The sequence below is a fragment of the Massilia timonae CCUG 45783 genome, assembly GCF_000315425.1.
Classification (GTDB): Bacteria; Pseudomonadota; Gammaproteobacteria; order Burkholderiales; family Burkholderiaceae_D; genus Telluria; species Telluria timonae.
Genome location: NZ_JH992923.1, coordinates 990,508 through 1,005,107 on the forward strand (window position 1 = coordinate 990,508; position 14,600 = coordinate 1,005,107).

Annotated in this window: 12 protein-coding genes; 9 read left to right on the forward strand and 3 right to left on the reverse strand. The window is 69.0% G+C overall.

From position 1 onward, the window contains the following. Positions 1–329: 329 nt before the first annotated feature. From HMPREF9710_RS14340 to HMPREF9710_RS14380, 9 genes are all read left to right on the forward strand, one after another. Positions 330–1,001 carry a response regulator transcription factor gene (locus HMPREF9710_RS14340; protein ID WP_005667433.1) on the forward strand — a complete coding sequence of 224 codons (672 nt, stop codon included), beginning with the start codon at positions 330–332 and terminating at the stop codon, positions 999–1,001. 25 nt (positions 1,002–1,026) lie between these two features. Next, positions 1,027–2,343 carry a sensor histidine kinase gene (locus tag HMPREF9710_RS14345; protein ID WP_005667434.1) on the forward strand — a complete coding sequence of 439 codons (1,317 nt, stop codon included), beginning with the start codon at positions 1,027–1,029 and terminating at the stop codon, positions 2,341–2,343. Between the two features lie 133 nt (positions 2,344–2,476). Then, complete coding sequence (locus HMPREF9710_RS14350; RefSeq protein WP_005667436.1) at positions 2,477–2,908, forward strand: type IV pilin protein; 432 nt, start codon at positions 2,477–2,479, stop codon at positions 2,906–2,908. A 23-nt stretch (positions 2,909–2,931) separates the two neighbouring features. Then, on the forward strand, positions 2,932–3,570 hold the full coding sequence (locus HMPREF9710_RS14355) for a pilus assembly FimT family protein (protein ID WP_040776296.1): 639 nt from the start codon (positions 2,932–2,934) through the stop codon (positions 3,568–3,570). Continuing rightward, a complete protein-coding gene (locus tag HMPREF9710_RS14360) occupies positions 3,567–4,007 on the forward strand; it encodes a type IV pilus modification PilV family protein (RefSeq protein WP_005667440.1) in 441 nt (146 codons plus the stop codon). The genes HMPREF9710_RS14355 and HMPREF9710_RS14360 overlap by 4 nt, the downstream gene beginning before the upstream one ends. Further along, entirely contained in the window at positions 4,004–5,179 is a 1,176-nt protein-coding gene (locus HMPREF9710_RS14365; RefSeq protein ID WP_005667442.1) for a PilW family protein, read from the forward strand. Before HMPREF9710_RS14360 ends, HMPREF9710_RS14365 begins: the two co-directional genes overlap by 4 nt. Next, positions 5,176–5,772: a hypothetical protein gene (locus tag HMPREF9710_RS14370; protein WP_005667444.1), complete on the forward strand. Its 597-nt coding sequence runs from the start codon at positions 5,176–5,178 to the stop codon at positions 5,770–5,772. The genes HMPREF9710_RS14365 and HMPREF9710_RS14370 overlap by 4 nt, the downstream gene beginning before the upstream one ends. 26 nt (positions 5,773–5,798) lie before the next feature. After that, positions 5,799–10,463 carry a pilus assembly protein gene (locus HMPREF9710_RS14375; protein WP_005667445.1) on the forward strand — a complete coding sequence of 1,555 codons (4,665 nt, stop codon included), beginning with the start codon at positions 5,799–5,801 and terminating at the stop codon, positions 10,461–10,463. Between the two features lie 111 nt (positions 10,464–10,574). After that, positions 10,575–12,227, forward strand: coding sequence for a peptide chain release factor 3 (locus HMPREF9710_RS14380; RefSeq protein WP_005667447.1), 1,653 nt, complete (start codon positions 10,575–10,577; stop codon positions 12,225–12,227). A 13-nt stretch (positions 12,228–12,240) separates the two neighbouring features. Here the strand turns inward: HMPREF9710_RS14380 and HMPREF9710_RS14385 are convergent, their stop codons facing one another. The 3 genes from HMPREF9710_RS14385 to HMPREF9710_RS14395 are packed head-to-tail and all read right to left on the reverse strand — an operon-like array spanning position 12,241 to position 14,547. Next, positions 12,241–13,224 carry a DUF3108 domain-containing protein gene (locus HMPREF9710_RS14385; protein WP_005667448.1) on the reverse strand — a complete coding sequence of 328 codons (984 nt, stop codon included), beginning with the start codon at positions 13,222–13,224 and terminating at the stop codon, positions 12,241–12,243. 37 nt (positions 13,225–13,261) lie between these two features. Further along, positions 13,262–13,906, reverse strand: coding sequence for a putative outer membrane beta-barrel protein (locus HMPREF9710_RS14390; protein ID WP_005667450.1), 645 nt, complete (start codon positions 13,904–13,906; stop codon positions 13,262–13,264). A gap of 11 nt (positions 13,907–13,917) precedes the next feature. Further along, positions 13,918–14,547 carry an outer membrane beta-barrel protein gene (locus HMPREF9710_RS14395; RefSeq protein ID WP_005667452.1) on the reverse strand — a complete coding sequence of 210 codons (630 nt, stop codon included), beginning with the start codon at positions 14,545–14,547 and terminating at the stop codon, positions 13,918–13,920. Positions 14,548–14,600: the final 53 nt, after the last annotated feature.

Sequence of the window (14,600 nt, forward strand, 5' to 3'; positions counted from 1 at the left end):
CTGGTTCTTGGCTTTTTGGGTGAGACCACCAAACTGAGTGTTGTTCATCTTATGTCCTCTTATGTCTATCGTGCGTCGGGGGCGACTTCAGGAGGCTTGTCTTTCTTACCTCATCGCGATGGGTGTACTTTAAGGCTACGGTCTGTTGCCGCACATAAGACGAGTATCCGCCCCCATGTAGGTTCCAAGCATGATGTCGTGTCAGCCCAGTCCTACTGGGGAAGACAGTGCGCTGGCGCACCTTCCGCGCCAAAGTTTCGTTGAAGAACGCCGAAATGCCGCATAATTCGCCGGCGCGACCATGACGGGCGCATCACGGGACTGAGGATATGGGGTTGCGGGTATTGCTGGTGGAAGACGATGCGGTGCTGGCCGACGGCCTGCTGCGCGCGCTGCAGGCGCAGGACATGACGGTCACGCAGGTGGCCGACGGGCTGGCCGCCGACCGCGCCCTGCAAGAGTCCGGGACCGAGGTGGCGGTGCTCGACATCGGCCTGCCCGGCATCGACGGCTTCGAGGTGGTGCGCCGCCTGCGCGCGCGCGGCGCGGCCACGCCGGTGCTGCTGCTGACCGCGCGCGACGCGGTCGAGGACCGGGTGCGCGGCCTGGAGACCGGCGCCGACGACTACCTCGTGAAGCCCTTCGCCACCGCCGAACTGGTGGCCCGCATCCGCGCGCTGGCGCGGCGCCACGCCCCGGTCTCCACCCTGATGTCGCTCGCCGGCCTGTCGCTGGACCGCGCCACCCGCCGCGCCCGCGTCGCCGGCCATCCCATCGAGCTGTCGGTGCGCGAGTGGGGCGTGCTCGAATACCTGCTGCAGCATGCCGGGCGGGTGGTGTCCAAGCAGCAGATCATCGACGCCATCCTGCCCTGGGGCGAAGACGTGACCCAGAACGCGGTCGAGGTCTATGTGTCGCGCCTGCGCCTGAAACTCGACGGATCAGGCGTCGCGATCCGTACCATCCGCGGCTTCGGCTACCTGCTGGAGGCGGCCGAATGACGCTTGGCGTCATGCTGCGCGCCGCATGAGCAGCATCCGGCTGCGCCTGCTCAAGTGGCTGCTGGGTCCGATCCTGCTGGTCAACCTGGTGCTGGCCGCGCTGGTGGCCGGCCTGGCCTGGACCCCGGCCCAGGTCGCCTTCGACGCTGGCTTGCTGGAGACCGCCAACGGCCTTGCCGCGCGGCTGGCCGCGGGCGCCACGCCGCAATTGCCGCCCGGCGCGCCGGATGCCGACCGCAACTGGTTCGTGGTGCGCGACGGTCATGGGCGCCACCTGGCCGGCGCCGCCGCCTTCCCGGCCTTGCGCCCCGGCGCCGCGCCATATGACGCCGAGGTCGACGGCGAGCCGGTGCGGGTGGTCGCATTGGCGCTGGCGACGCCCGCCGGCGAACGCCACCTGGGCGTGGCGCGCACCCTGCGCCAGCGCCTCGAGGTGCGTTCGGCCATCGTGCGCTCGCTGGTGGTGCTGGTCTCGACCGTGACCCTGACCCTGGCCGGCGTGGTCTGGCTGTCGGTCAGCAATGGCCTGCGCCCGCTGGCGCGCATCCGCGCCGAGCTGGCCGCGCGCGGGCCCGGCGACCTGGCGCCGATCCCGCAAGCCAGCGTGCCTTACGAGATCGCGCCGGTGGTCACCGGCTTCAACGAATTGCTCGACAAGGTCGAAGCCGGCGCGCGCGCCCAGCGCGACTTCCTGGCCGACATGGCGCACCAGCTGCGCACGCCGCTGGCCGGCATGCAGCTGCAGCTCGAATGGCTGCGCGCGCGCCATGCGCGCGACCCCGACACCGTGCGCTCGCTGGGCATGATGGAGCTGGCCAACGAGCGCATGATCCGCCAGGTCAACCAACTGCTGGCGCTGGCGCGCGCCAGGGAAGGGCGGCCGGACGGCCAGCACGCCGCGCTCGACCTGGCCCGGCTCGTGCAGGAAACCATCCAGTTCTTCGTCGGGCAGGCGGCCGCCAAGGACATCGACCTCGGCTTCGAGCTGGCGCCGGCGCTGGTCGAAGGGGACGCGTTCCAGCTGCGCGACCTGGTCGACAACCTGGTCGACAATGCCCTGCGCTACACGCCGGCCGGCGGGCGGGTGACCGTCGGCTGCGCGCGCGAGGGCGATGCCGTCCTGTTTACCGTGGAAGATTCCGGCCCCGGCATCCCGCCCGCGCGGCGCGCCGCCGTGTTCGAACGGTATGTGCGCCTGGACGACAAGACCACCGGCAGCGGCCTGGGGCTGGCCATCGTGCGCGATATCGCGCTGGCGCATGGCGCCACCGTGGTGCTGGACGACGCCGACGGCGGCGGCACCCGCGTGACGGTGCGTTTTGCTGCAGCTCCGACAAGATAGGAACTTGCCGGCGTCGTATTTGCGTCGCTGTCAGGACTTTGTCAGCTTTTCCTCAGGGAAATGACAGGTTCCTGGGATATCATTCTCCATGGCAACATTATTGGCGGAGTCCGTCCGCCTTCAGGAGAATCCCATGCAGCAGCGCCAGTCCGGCTTCACGCTCGTCGAGCTCATGATCGTGGTCGCGATTATCGGCATCCTCAGCGCGATCGCCGTGCCTTCGTACAATAGCTACGTCATGCGCGCGCGCCTGGTCGAGGCGCATGGCGTGCTCGCGTCCACCCAGAACAAGCTGGAACAGTACTGGAGCAACAACCACAAATACGAAGGTTTCGACGCGGAAGGCGCCAGCCTCATGCCCGAGCCCGGCCTGAATTTCGACTACAGCCTGGACGACGCCACCGCCTCGGCCTATACCTTGACCGCCACCGGCAAGAACGCCGCCGCCGGATTCGTGTATACGATTGACCAGTCCGGGCAGCGGGCCACCACCGGGGTGCCGGATGGCTGGCTCGACAACGATAGTTGCTGGGTCGACCGCAAGGAGGGCACGTGTTCCCAGTAGTTCGCCCAGTAGTTCGCCCAGCAGTGCTGCCAGCAAGCGCGGCCCGCGAGAAAGGCTTCACGGCGCTCGAGGCGCTGGTCGTGGTGGCGATCCTCGGCATCCTGCTGGCGGTCGGCATTCCCGGCATGCGCGGCTGGCTGGGCGGCACCACGGCCACCGGCGCGGCCGAGTTCTACGCCGAAGGTTTTCGCCTGGCGCGCAGCCAGGCGCTGGCCAACAACAGCCGCAGCCGCCTGGTGTTCACCGAGAACGCCGGCAGCGGCCAGCTGGACTGGCAGGTCGACGTCTGCTTCCCGGTCCCGGACGATGGCTGCGGCGCCGACAGCGCGCGCTGGTCGACCGTGGACGAGCCGGCGCCGGGTCCGGAAGACGGCAACGTCGAGACCAGTTCGGTCTTTCGCAGCGCCGCCGCGCTGCCGCGCACCACGGCCTTGAGCGTCGCGCCCGATTCGGAGGCGCGCTCGGTCTATTTCACCGAGCTGGGCTGGGTCGACGGCGCCAAGCCGGCGCTGATGCGCTTCGACCTCGGGCCCGGCAGCGCCGACGCCGAGCACGTTTTCACGCCGACCGCCGTGGTGCTGACCCTGGCCGGGGCCGTGGTGACCTGCCGCCCCGACCTGGTCGGCGCCGCTGCGGCGGGCGACGCGCGCAGGTGTCCATGATGGGTCGCCGCATTTCCGTGCTCCGCCAGGCCCAGCGCGGCGTTGCGCTGCTCGAAGCGCTGATCGCCGTCCTGCTGCTGGGGATCGGCCTGATCGGCACCCTGGCCCTGCAGGTCAATTCCCAGGCCGCCCTGTCCGAGGCCGCCATGCGCGCCGAGGCGACCATCGCCGCCAACGAGTTGATCGGCGTGATGAGCACCGACCTCGACCACCTGGACGAATATGCGCTGGCCAGGGACGCGGAGCCGGGCGAGCGTCTCGAGACCTGGCATGCCGCGCTTGCCGGCCACCTGCCGAACGCCGCGGTCGAGGTCACGGTCACGCCGGCGGCGGACACCGAACGCACCGCCGTCGTGATCGTCATCAAGTGGCGCCGCAGCGAAGAGGCGCAGCAGAACACGCACCGCATCGTCACCTACCTGGCGAGGTCGGCATGAGTTCCCGGGCGCAGGCGCGGCGCATGGCCGGCTTTTCGCTGGTCGAGCTGATGGTCAGCATCGTGATCGGCCTGCTGGCGGTGCTGTTCGCCACCCGCATGATGACCGATTCCGAAACCACCAAGCGCGGCGCGCTGGGCGGCTCGGATTCGATGCAGAACGGGATGATGGCGATGTTCTCGATCAGCGGCGACGCCGAGCAGGCCGGTTATGGCCTGAACGATCCGATCCTGAACGGCTGCGACACGCTGTTCACGGACAACAGCGGCTACGCGCTGGCAGCGGCCAGCCGCGACGGCGTCGGCGTGACGCCGCTGGCCGCCGCCGTGATCGTGCCGGGGGCCGACGGCAAGCCGGACCAGCTGACCATGTACGCGGGCAGCGCGCCGGGCGGCACCGGCACCACGCGCCTGCTCACCAACTACATCGGCGGCAACCAGCTGGTGGTCGACCGGCCGTTGTACGGCTTCGCGGTCGGCGACGTGATCGTGGTCGCGCCCGAGAACGGCGAAGGCAAGTGCGCGCTGGCCCAGGTCGCGGCGCTGACGGGCCAGGGCGCGGCGCCGGCGATCTCGATCGGCGACGTGCGCTACCGCTACAACGCCGGCGCCCTGGCGCGCAATTTCGACGGCAGCGCGAGCCGCATCTTCAACCTCGGAGGCGAAGCGAACCTGTCGTTCCACACCTGGCTGGTGCGGGACGGGGTGCTGCGCCTGCGCGCCACCAACCTCGGCGCGGATGGCGAGGCCGCGCATGCGGTGGCCGACAACATCGTCTCGCTCAAGGCGCAATACGGCTTCGACAAGCGCGCCGCCGCCGACTTCGATCCGGAACTGGGGATGCAGGTGGGCGAATGGTCGAGCGCGATGATCGACGCCGACGACGATGGCGTGACCGGCGGCCCGGGCGACTACCAGCGCGTCGCCGCGCTGCGCATCGCGGTCGTGGCGCGCGCCAAGACGCCCGAGCGGCCCGGCTCCGACGGCGTGTGCACGGCGCAGCCGCAGGCCATCAAGGTGTTCGGCAGCGCCCAGCCGCAGGGCGTCGACCCGGTGGAGGTCGAACTCGACGTGCGCGTGGCGGACGACCCGGTCGACTGGCGCTGCTACCGCTACCGCACTTTCGAGACCATCGTCCCGCTGCGCAATGCGGGCTGGAGGCCCACTGCATGACCCATCCACCGACAAGCACCCGCAGCCAGGACGGGGTCGCCTTGCCCGTCATGCTGGTCATGATGCTGGTGATGCTGGTGACCAGCATCTACCTGCTGCGCTCCAGCAATTCGGCCACCCTGGCGGCCTCGAACCTGGCCTATGACGCCACCCTGAGCCGGGCGGTCGACCTGGGCCTGCACACGGGCTTCCAGTGGCTGAGCGACGCCGCGTCGGCCGACAAGGCCAGCCTCAACCAGGATGACCTCGCGCGCGGCTACCACGCCAGCCTCGATACCACGCTGACGCCGAAGGACAAGGCGTTCTGGGCCGACAGCTTTGCGGTGGAAGACGCCGACGGCAACCGGATCCAGTATGTCATCCACCGCATGTGCCGCAACCCGGGAAGCTTCAGCAGCGAAAACCAGGAGTGCGTGCTGACCTCCGCCAACACGGTCAAGATCGGCAACCGGGTGGCGATCGGCGAGAGCCTGGCGTCGGACGCGCCGGCCTACGCCAGCTCGCCCCAGATTCACTACGTGATCACGGCCCGCATCGACGGCGCGCGCGGCGGCAACGTGATCAACCAGATGGCTGTCCTGATCGGCGCCTGACGCCGGCCGGCACGAATGGAATACGCATGAATTTTTCTCTCCTTACCACGCTGGCGCTGGCGCTGGCCATGACCCTGGCGTCGACGCCGGCCTGGGCCGGTCCGACCGGCCTGGCCTCGCTGCCCCTGATGAGCATCACCGGCAGCGGCACCGTCAAGCCGAACCTGATGCTGCTGTACGACGATTCCGGCTCGATGGCCTGGAACCATACGCCGGACTACGTCGACGACAACACCACCTGCCGCGCCAGCACGACGCTCGCGGCGCGCAACCCGCGCGGCTGCGTGATCGGCGATCCGCCCTATGCGGCGCCGCTGTTCAACCGCCAGTACTACGACCCGAAGGTGCGCTACCAGCCGCCGGTCCGGGCCGACCAGACCTCGTATCCGAGCCAGACCTCCAGCCAGACCGACGGCTGGAAGTCCGTGACCACCGACGGCTTCGGCATCGACAAGCGGAACATGCGCAATGCGAACGAGGAAACCACCAATCTGCTGACCGGCTACCCGGACCTGCAGTGGTGCAACAGCGACGGCGAGTGCCGCCGCAACATCGGCGGCTACGCCTATCCGAGCCTGACCTACAACAGCGCCGAGGCGGTCGGCGCCAATCCCTATTACTACACGATCAACGTCGCCGAATACTGCACCGACGCCAGCCTGAAGCGATGCGTGAGCACCGCGGTCAATGCCCCCGCGCCGCAGGGGTATCCGGTGCCGGCCCCGGTGCGCTGGTGCAACAGCACGGCGCTGACCGATTGCCAGGCCAAGTACGTCGGCAACTACAAGTACCCGCGCTACGGCGATCCGAACCGCTCGGCCAACTGGTATTCGACCATCACCATCAACGATTCGGGCGCCGCCAGCGCGGTCTCGATCACCGCCGTGCGCGCGGTCGGGGTGTCCGGCACCCAGACCATCACCCGCGACGCGGCCACGGCCTCGGGCGGCACCAACACCGCGGCCAAGCGCACCGCGCTGGCCACCGCGCTGGCGGCCTCGATCGTCAACAAGGCGGTATCGGACCGTCCGTTCACCGCCTGCGTGCCCCAGGCCAGCGGCGTGGTGCGCGCCTGTTCCGACTTCGGCATCACGCTCGAGTCGAGCGACATGCTGGCGGTGATCCCGATCAGCTGCGGCCGCAACGTCACCAACAAGAACAACTGCACGGTGGTGAGGGAGGGCGAGCGCACCGGCGACGAGATCGTGGTCGATTCCGGCACCGCCGCCACCGCGCTGCTGCAAGTGGGCGGACGCGCCGCCAACAGCAGCAACACCAACGGCCGCAGCCGCCTGGTCGGCCTGAAGCTGGGCAATACCACGCTGATCGACTCGCTGCGCTTCGGCCAGAACTACACGGCGGCCCAGGTCGCCTCGCAAATCGCCAGCGAGATCGGCACCCGCGGCACGATCAAGGCCTATGTGGGTCCGAACAACGTGACGCCGCAGTGCGCCGCGGCCACCAGTTCGATGGTGTGCATCGTGGCGCCGCTGAGCATGGCCGGCGCCAACCTGAGCTATACCCGGGTCGACAATCCCGCCAGCCTGAGCTGGGGAGGCGCGCCGGCGACCAGCGACGGCGCGCCGACCTCGGTCTCGGGTTTCGATACCGGCGTGTTCATCCGCACCGACATCGTACCGGCGCGCGACAACTACCCGAAATCGGCGCAGCGCACCGATTGCCAGGGCGCGGCCTGCACCTACGCCGAGGAGATGACCAACTTCGCCAACTGGTACGCCTACTACAAGACGCGCAACCAGATGATGAAGACGTCCGTCGGCCTGGCCTTCCAGCCGCTGGGCGAAGCCTACAAGGTCGGCCTGGTGGGCCTGCAGGATGCGGCCGCGGAAGGGACGATGAGCCGTCCGAAGCCGTTCACCGGCCAGAACCGGATCGACTGGTACGACGCGCTGTACGCGATGAACAGCGCGGGCGGCACCCCGGTGCGTCTGGCGCTGCACGCGATCGGCAAGATGTTCGCCAACCAGGCGCCCTACAGGCAGGAGGCGGGCTCGGAGACGGTGGAGTATGCGTGCCAGCAGAACTTCACGTTCGTGACCACCGACGGCTACTGGAACGGCAACAGCCCCAAGACGCTGGTCAAGGCGGCGACCCGCAATTCGCCCGCCGAATACGAGGAAACCGTCGTCAACAACGACAACACCGTCAACCCGGCGCGCTTCTGCACGCGCGAGAAGGGCTGCCTCGACACCCGTGCGCAAACGCTGCCGTCGCTGGCCGACGTCGCGCTGTACTGGTACAACGGCGGTTCGAGCACCGGCACCGTGTCGCTGCGTCCCGAGATCGACGACATGTCGAAGACCGGCCAGGTGCCGGGCGCTGGCAACAACCACCTGCACATGCGCACCTACGCCCTGGGCCTGGGCGTGGACGGCATCATGACCTATGAGCCCGACTACGACACCAAGCCGGTGGTCGGCGGCGATTTCTACAACCTGATCAACGGCGTACAGACCGGTTGCCCGTGGAACAACAACGGCGCCTACGTCTGGCCCGATCCGAACACCGGCACCACCGACCTGTCGACCGCGCTGCAGTCGCGCGTGGACGACCTGTGGCACGCCGCCATCAACGGCGGCGGCAAATACTTCCCGGCCTCCGATCCGCTGCAGGTGGTCGACAGCCTGAACCGGGTCCTGAACGACATCCAGGTCGCCACCGGCGCGGCCGCCGCGGCCGCCACCTCGACCCCCAACGTGGCGCAGGAAGACCGCGACATCTTCTCGGCCACCTTCACCACCGTGAAATGGACGGGAAACCTCTCCAAGCGCGTGATCGACATCGTCACGGGCGAGGTCAGCCAGGACGTCGACTGGAAGACCTCCTGGAGCATGGGCCAGAAGGTGGGCGCCGACGCCGACACCCGCAGCATCTGGTGGCGCAACCCGGCCACCGGCGCGCGCGCCGACTTCGCCTACGACCAGTTGGGCGCCGACCAGGCCTGGTTCTCGAACAAGTGCTCGGCGCTGCCGCAGTGCGCGCGCCTGTCGGCCGACCAGCGCGCCGTCGTCAACGACGGCCGCACCATCGTCGGCTGGCTGCGCGGCCAGCAGCAGCATGCCGACAACGTCCTGCTGCGCGCCTACACCACCACCGGGCCGGAAGACACCGGCCCGAACGGCGCGCAGCTGGAGATCCTGGGCGACGTGGCGTCGTCCAAGCCGGCCTACCTGCGCGAGCCGCGCAAGGCTTACGGCAGCGCCGACTATGCGGCCTTCCGCAGCGAGAACGCGAGCCGCGACCCGGTCGTTTTCATCGCCGCCAACGACGGCATGCTGCATGCCTTCGACGCCGAGAAGGGGACCGAGCTGTGGGCTTACATGCCGCGCATCACGATGAAGAAGCTGTACCGGCAGGCCAGCGTCAATTACGCGTCGAGCCACCAGTTCAGCACCGACGGTTCGCCCGAGCTGGCGGACGTCAAGATCGGCGGCGAATGGCGCACGGTGCTGGTCGCCGGCCTGAACGCCGGCGGGCGCGGCTACTATGCGCTGGACGTCACCGATCCGGCCGATCCCAAGCCCTTGTGGGAAATCTGCGCCGACAGCACGGTGTGCGGCGGCGTGCACCACCAGCCCGACATGGGCTTCACCTTCGGCAATCCCCAGTTCGGCACCATCCGGGTGGGCGGCGCGGAGCGCTGGGTGGTGTTCCTGACCTCGGGCTACAACAACATTCCCGGCGCCGACGACATCCAGTCGGGCAGCGGCAAGGGCTACCTGTTCGTGATCGACGTCGCCACCGGCGAGGCGATCGCCAACCTGGGCGCCGGCGACGTGCTGGACAAGGGCATGCTCACCACCGGCAGCGGCGACGCCACGACGCCGTCCGGCCTGGCGAAGATCACGGCGATCACGGCCAACCCGAACACCGATCCGCTGGTGACCTACGTCTACGGCGGCGACAACCAGGGCCAGATGTGGCGCTTCGACTTCACCGGCGAGCGCGTCCAGCGGCTGCTGATGGCCGATGCCGGCCCCGATCAGCCGATCACCACCCGTCCCGACGTCGCCGTCTGCCAGGTCGGCTCGACCGGCGAGGGGGCGGACGCCTCGCCGACCAGGCGCGTGGTGGCCTTCGGCACCGGTCGCATGCTCGACTTGCCGGACATCCAGAACACCAAGGTGCAAAGCGCCTATGTGCTCAAGGACGATGGCGCCGCCTTCGACGCCGCTGCCTGGCGCGACGACGAAACCTATGCCGAACGTACGCTGACCGAGACCCGGCCCTACGATGACGCCGCGCCCGACGTGCCGCGCTCGAACCAGTTCACGATCGGCGGGACGATCGCCGACCTGGGGCGCCAGCGCGGCTGGTTCGTCGACTTCGACAAGAACGCCGGCGAGCGGGTCAACCTGGATCCGAAGATCGTGGCCGGCACCCTGACCGTGGTGTCCAACCTGCCGCAATCCTCGACCGCCTGCGCGGTGGGCGGCATCAGCTACGCCTATTTCGTCGACGTGTGCAGCGGCGCCGCGGTCTCGAACGACATCGCCGGCGTGCTGCTGTCGGGCGACGCGGCGGCGGTGGGCACGACCATCGTGCGCCTGCCGTCGGGCGCGCTCAAGCTGATCACCACCACCGCCAAGGGCAACACCATCACCACCGAGGTGGCGCCGGCCAAGACCCAGGACGCGCGCCGCACCGGCTGGCGCCGGGTGCGCGACTAGGCGATGGACGCGCCGGGCGCGCCGTTTAGTTCACACGGCGCGCCCCGGAAACGGTAAAATCGAGGGTTTTCCGACAAGGGTCGCCCGCGGCCCGACAACAGGGCTCGATCCATGGCCAACGACACCGATATTTCCAGCGACGACCTCGACGTCGCCGCCCCCCGCCAGGCCGGCGCGATCGCGCGCGAAGTCGCGCGCCGCCGCACCTTCGGCATCATTTCCCACCCCGACGCGGGTAAAACCACGCTGACCGAGAAGCTGCTGCTGTTCTCGGGCGCGATCCAGCTGGCCGGCACCGTCAAGGGCCGCAAGAGCGGCCGCCACGCGACCTCGGACTGGATGGACATCGAGAAGCAGCGCGGCATCTCGGTCGCGTCCTCGGTGATGCAGTTCGAGTTCCGCGAGCACGTGATCAACCTGCTCGACACCCCGGGCCACCAGGACTTCTCGGAAGACACCTATCGCGTGCTGACCGCGGTCGACTCGGCGCTGATGGTGATCGACGCCGCCAAGGGCGTCGAGGAACAGACCATCAAGCTGCTCGACGTGTGCCGCATGCGCGACACCCCGATCGTCACCTTCATGAACAAGATGGACCGCGAGACCCGCGATCCGCTGGAGCTGCTCGACGAGGTCGAGTCGGTGCTCAAGATCGAGTGCGCGCCGGTGACCTGGCCGATCGGCATGGGCAAGAACTTCCGCGGCGTGTACCACCTGCTGCGCGACGAGATCATGCTGTTCAAGGCCGGCGAAGAGAAGGCCGACGGCGCCTTCGAGATCGTCAAGGGCATCGACAATCCGAAGCTGGCCGAGATGTTCCCGCTCGAGATCGAGCAACTCAAGATGGAAGTGGAACTGGTGCACGGCGCTTCGCACGTGTTCGACCTCGAACGCTTCCTGTCGGGCGTGCAGACCCCGGTGTTCTTCGGTTCGGCGATCAACAACTTCGGCGTGCGCGAGATCCTGTCGGCCCTGGTCGACTGGGCGCCGGCGCCGCGCGAACGCGACGCCACCGTGCGCGCGGTCGCGCCGGTCGAACCCAAGTTCTCGGGCTTCGTGTTCAAGATCCAGGCCAATATGGACCCGGCCCACCGCGACCGCATCGCCTTCCTGCGCGTGTGCTCGGGACGCTTCGAGAAGGGCATGAAGGTCAAGCACCTGCGCCTCGGACGCGAAGTGAAGCTGTCGTCGGTCGTGACCTTCATGGCTTCGAGCCGCGAACAGGTCGAAGAAGCCTACGCCGGCGACATCATCGGCTTGCCGAACCACGGCAATATGCAGATCGGCGACAGCTTCTCGGAAGGCGAGATGCTGACCTTCACCGGCATTCCGTATTTTGCCCCGGACCTGTTCCGCACGGTGCGGATTCGCAACCCATTGAAAGTGAAGCAGCTGCACAAGGGCTTGCAGCAGCTGGGCGAAGAGGGCGCGGTGCAGGTGTTCAAGCCGGTGCTCGGCTCGGACCTGATCCTGGGCGCGGTCGGCGTGCTGCAGTTCGAGGTCGTGGCCAGCCGCCTGCTCAACGAGTACGGCGTGGATGCGGTGTTCGAAAGCAGCAGCATCAGCAGCGCGCGCTGGATTTCGAGCGACGACAAGAAATCCCTTGCCGACTTCGAGAACCAGCTCGGCCACCAGGTCGCCTACGACGCCGCCGGCAATATGGCCTTCCTCGCGACGTCCGGCGTGAACCTGCGCCTGACCCAGGAGCGCTGGCCCAAGCTGGTGTTCCACGCGACCCGCGAGCACGCGGCCAAGCTGGCCTGACGCAGCCCCCGCATCAAGGCCCGGCCGCGTTCTTGATCTCCATGTCGATCTCGAGCGCGTCCAGGGTCTGGGTGCGCACCGCGCCGTCGGGCAAGGTCAGGCGCAGCTGCACCGGCAGCCAGGCCTGGCCTGGCGCCAGCCATACTTCCAGCCGCGGCGCCCCCTCGGGCGCCAGCTGCGCCAGGCGCAGCGCTTCCAGGGCGCCGATCCCGGTGTCGACCGTCTCCATTTCCATCACCTCGTAGCGTTCCTGGCGCGCCCCGCCGGCGGCGCCGATCCAGAACGCCAGCACGCCGCGCAGCTGGTCCGGATTGGCGCGTCCCATGCCCGCCAGCTGCAGCAGCAGCGAGGCGCGGTCCTGGGTCCCGCCCGCCAGTTGGTCGCGGCGCGCGCCGAGGTGCGAGACGATCACCCCGCGCGCGCGATCGAATTCGGTGCTCGCCCGGCCCAGGCCCGCCGGCTCGCTGGCGCGTAGCGGCGCCAGGCCGCCGTCGTCCAGGCCGCCCTCGCTGTCCAGCGCGCCCAGGATGCCGTCGAGCGCGAGCCGGTAGCTGCTGCCGTCGGTGCGCCATTCGAGGCGCGCCGCGCCCCCGCCGCTGACGCGGTAGTCGAGGCGCGCCGGCGGCGCCGGCGAGACGCGGAACTGGCCCGGCATCGCGCCCGGCAGCACCTCGCCTTGCCCGGCCGCCTGGAGCGGGGCGAGCGCCGGCAGCGGGGACGATGTGGCTTCAGGCCCGGCATCGGGCGCTGGCGCGGGCTGCGGGGCGGATCCAGGGGCGGGCCGGGATGCGGGCGACGGGCCTGGCGCCGGCCGGGGCGTTGCGCGCTCGGTCCCGGCGCGCGCGATGCGCAGCGTCAGCGGCGCAGGCTCGCGCACGCCCGGCGCGCGCTGGGCGGGGAATTCGAGCCAGGCAAGGGCGGCCAGGTGCAGCAACAGCGATGCCAGGCCGACGCCGAGCAGACGCCGGTGGCGCGCCAGGAAAGCGGGAAATCTCATGGGCGCTAGTGTAGCGCGCCCGTCCGCGAACGGGAGATCAGAAGCCGACGTTCAGGTTGGCCCTGACCCTGCTGCTGGAGTTGGTCGCATTCTCGAAACGCTCGGCCGCGTGGCCGTGATTCTCGAAGGAGCCGTCGAGCGTGACCCGTTCGTTCACCTTGTACTGTGCGCCAACGCCGGTGTACAGGCCGGTATCGACGCCCCTGCGCACGCCGCGGCGGTTCTGGCTGTGCGCCACGCCCAGCTTGCCGTAGGCCGACAGGCGTTCGCCGAGCGGTTGCGTGACCTTGACGGCCGCGTGCAGGTTGAAGCCGCGCAGGCCGATCGCGCCGGTCGTGTCTTCGGGATCGCGCTCGTTCAGCGGGCGAAAACCCTGGTCGAGCAGGTTGACGTAGCCGGCCTCGAAAGCCAGCCCCGGCGTCGTCGCGACGCCCATCAGCAGCCTGGGGTCGGTCTTGAACAGGCCGGCGAACAGGCGGTCGTTGGGGTTGACGTTCAGGTTCCCGCCATAGACCCGGGGAAAGGTCTGGGAACGGGGATCGCGCGGGGCCGAGAACACGCTGCGCGGGCGGGTGTCGGCCAGCGCCACCGGCGCGGCCGCCTGTTCCACCAGTTGCGCCCGCGCCGGAGCGCCGGCAACGGCCGCAACGGCCGCCGCCAGGATCAAGGCCGGTTGTTTCATGTCGCGTCCTTTCAGAAGCCCATCTTCAGGTTGCCCTTGACGCCGTCGCGCACGCGGTCGAACTTCTTCGCCGCGTCGCCGTGGCGCACGAAGTCGCCGCTTACCGTGGTGCGTTTGTCGACCTTGTAGCTGGCGCCGGCGCCGGTGTACAGACCGGTATCGGACCCGGCCACGCCTTGTTCCTTCTTTTTTTCGGTATAGGCGATGCCGGCCTTGCCGTAGGCCGACAGGCGGTCGCCGGCCGGCAGCGAATATTTGGCGGCCAGATGGTTGCTGGAACCTTTTTCGCCCAGCGGGATCGAGGCGTCGGCGGGCTTGCCCGGCTCGACCTTGTGCAAGTCTTTGTCCGGCAGATTGAGGTAACCGCCCTCGATGGCGACGTTGGGCGTCACCTCGACGCCGGCGATCAGGCGCGGATCGCGCCGCATGCCGGTGAACACGTGGTCGTTCGGCTGGGCCGCCACGTCGCCGCCATACACGCGCGGATAGGGCTGGTGGCTGCCGGCGAACGGGTCGGGCCTGGCGGCTGCGTTCCGCTCGAGCTGCGCCGGCTGGCGCGGGGACGGGTCGGGCAGCAGCTGGGCCTGGACAGTGCAGGCCGCCAGCCATCCGAGCGTCAATACGAAGGCGCGTGCTTTCATCGGAGCTCCTCGAGCGGGGGATTTGGCAAGCATAGCGCGTTTGCGGGCGCTAT

Coding starts and splice junctions, on each gene's coding strand:
- HMPREF9710_RS14340 (WP_005667433.1), top strand. CDS start 330: ATGGGGTTGCGGGTATTGCTGGTGGAAGACGATGCGGTGCTGGCCGAC.
- HMPREF9710_RS14345 (WP_005667434.1), top strand. CDS start 1,027: ATGAGCAGCATCCGGCTGCGCCTGCTCAAGTGGCTGCTGGGTCCGATC.
- HMPREF9710_RS14350 (WP_005667436.1), top strand. CDS start 2,477: ATGCAGCAGCGCCAGTCCGGCTTCACGCTCGTCGAGCTCATGATCGTG.
- HMPREF9710_RS14360 (WP_005667440.1), top strand. CDS start 3,567: ATGATGGGTCGCCGCATTTCCGTGCTCCGCCAGGCCCAGCGCGGCGTT.
- HMPREF9710_RS14365 (WP_005667442.1), top strand. CDS start 4,004: ATGAGTTCCCGGGCGCAGGCGCGGCGCATGGCCGGCTTTTCGCTGGTC.
- HMPREF9710_RS14370 (WP_005667444.1), top strand. CDS start 5,176: ATGACCCATCCACCGACAAGCACCCGCAGCCAGGACGGGGTCGCCTTG.
- HMPREF9710_RS14375 (WP_005667445.1), top strand. CDS start 5,799: ATGAATTTTTCTCTCCTTACCACGCTGGCGCTGGCGCTGGCCATGACC.
- HMPREF9710_RS14380 (WP_005667447.1), top strand. CDS start 10,575: ATGGCCAACGACACCGATATTTCCAGCGACGACCTCGACGTCGCCGCC.
- HMPREF9710_RS14385 (WP_005667448.1), bottom strand. CDS start 13,224: ATGAGATTTCCCGCTTTCCTGGCGCGCCACCGGCGTCTGCTCGGCGTC.
- HMPREF9710_RS14390 (WP_005667450.1), bottom strand. CDS start 13,906: ATGAAACAACCGGCCTTGATCCTGGCGGCGGCCGTTGCGGCCGTTGCC.
- HMPREF9710_RS14395 (WP_005667452.1), bottom strand. CDS start 14,547: ATGAAAGCACGCGCCTTCGTATTGACGCTCGGATGGCTGGCGGCCTGC.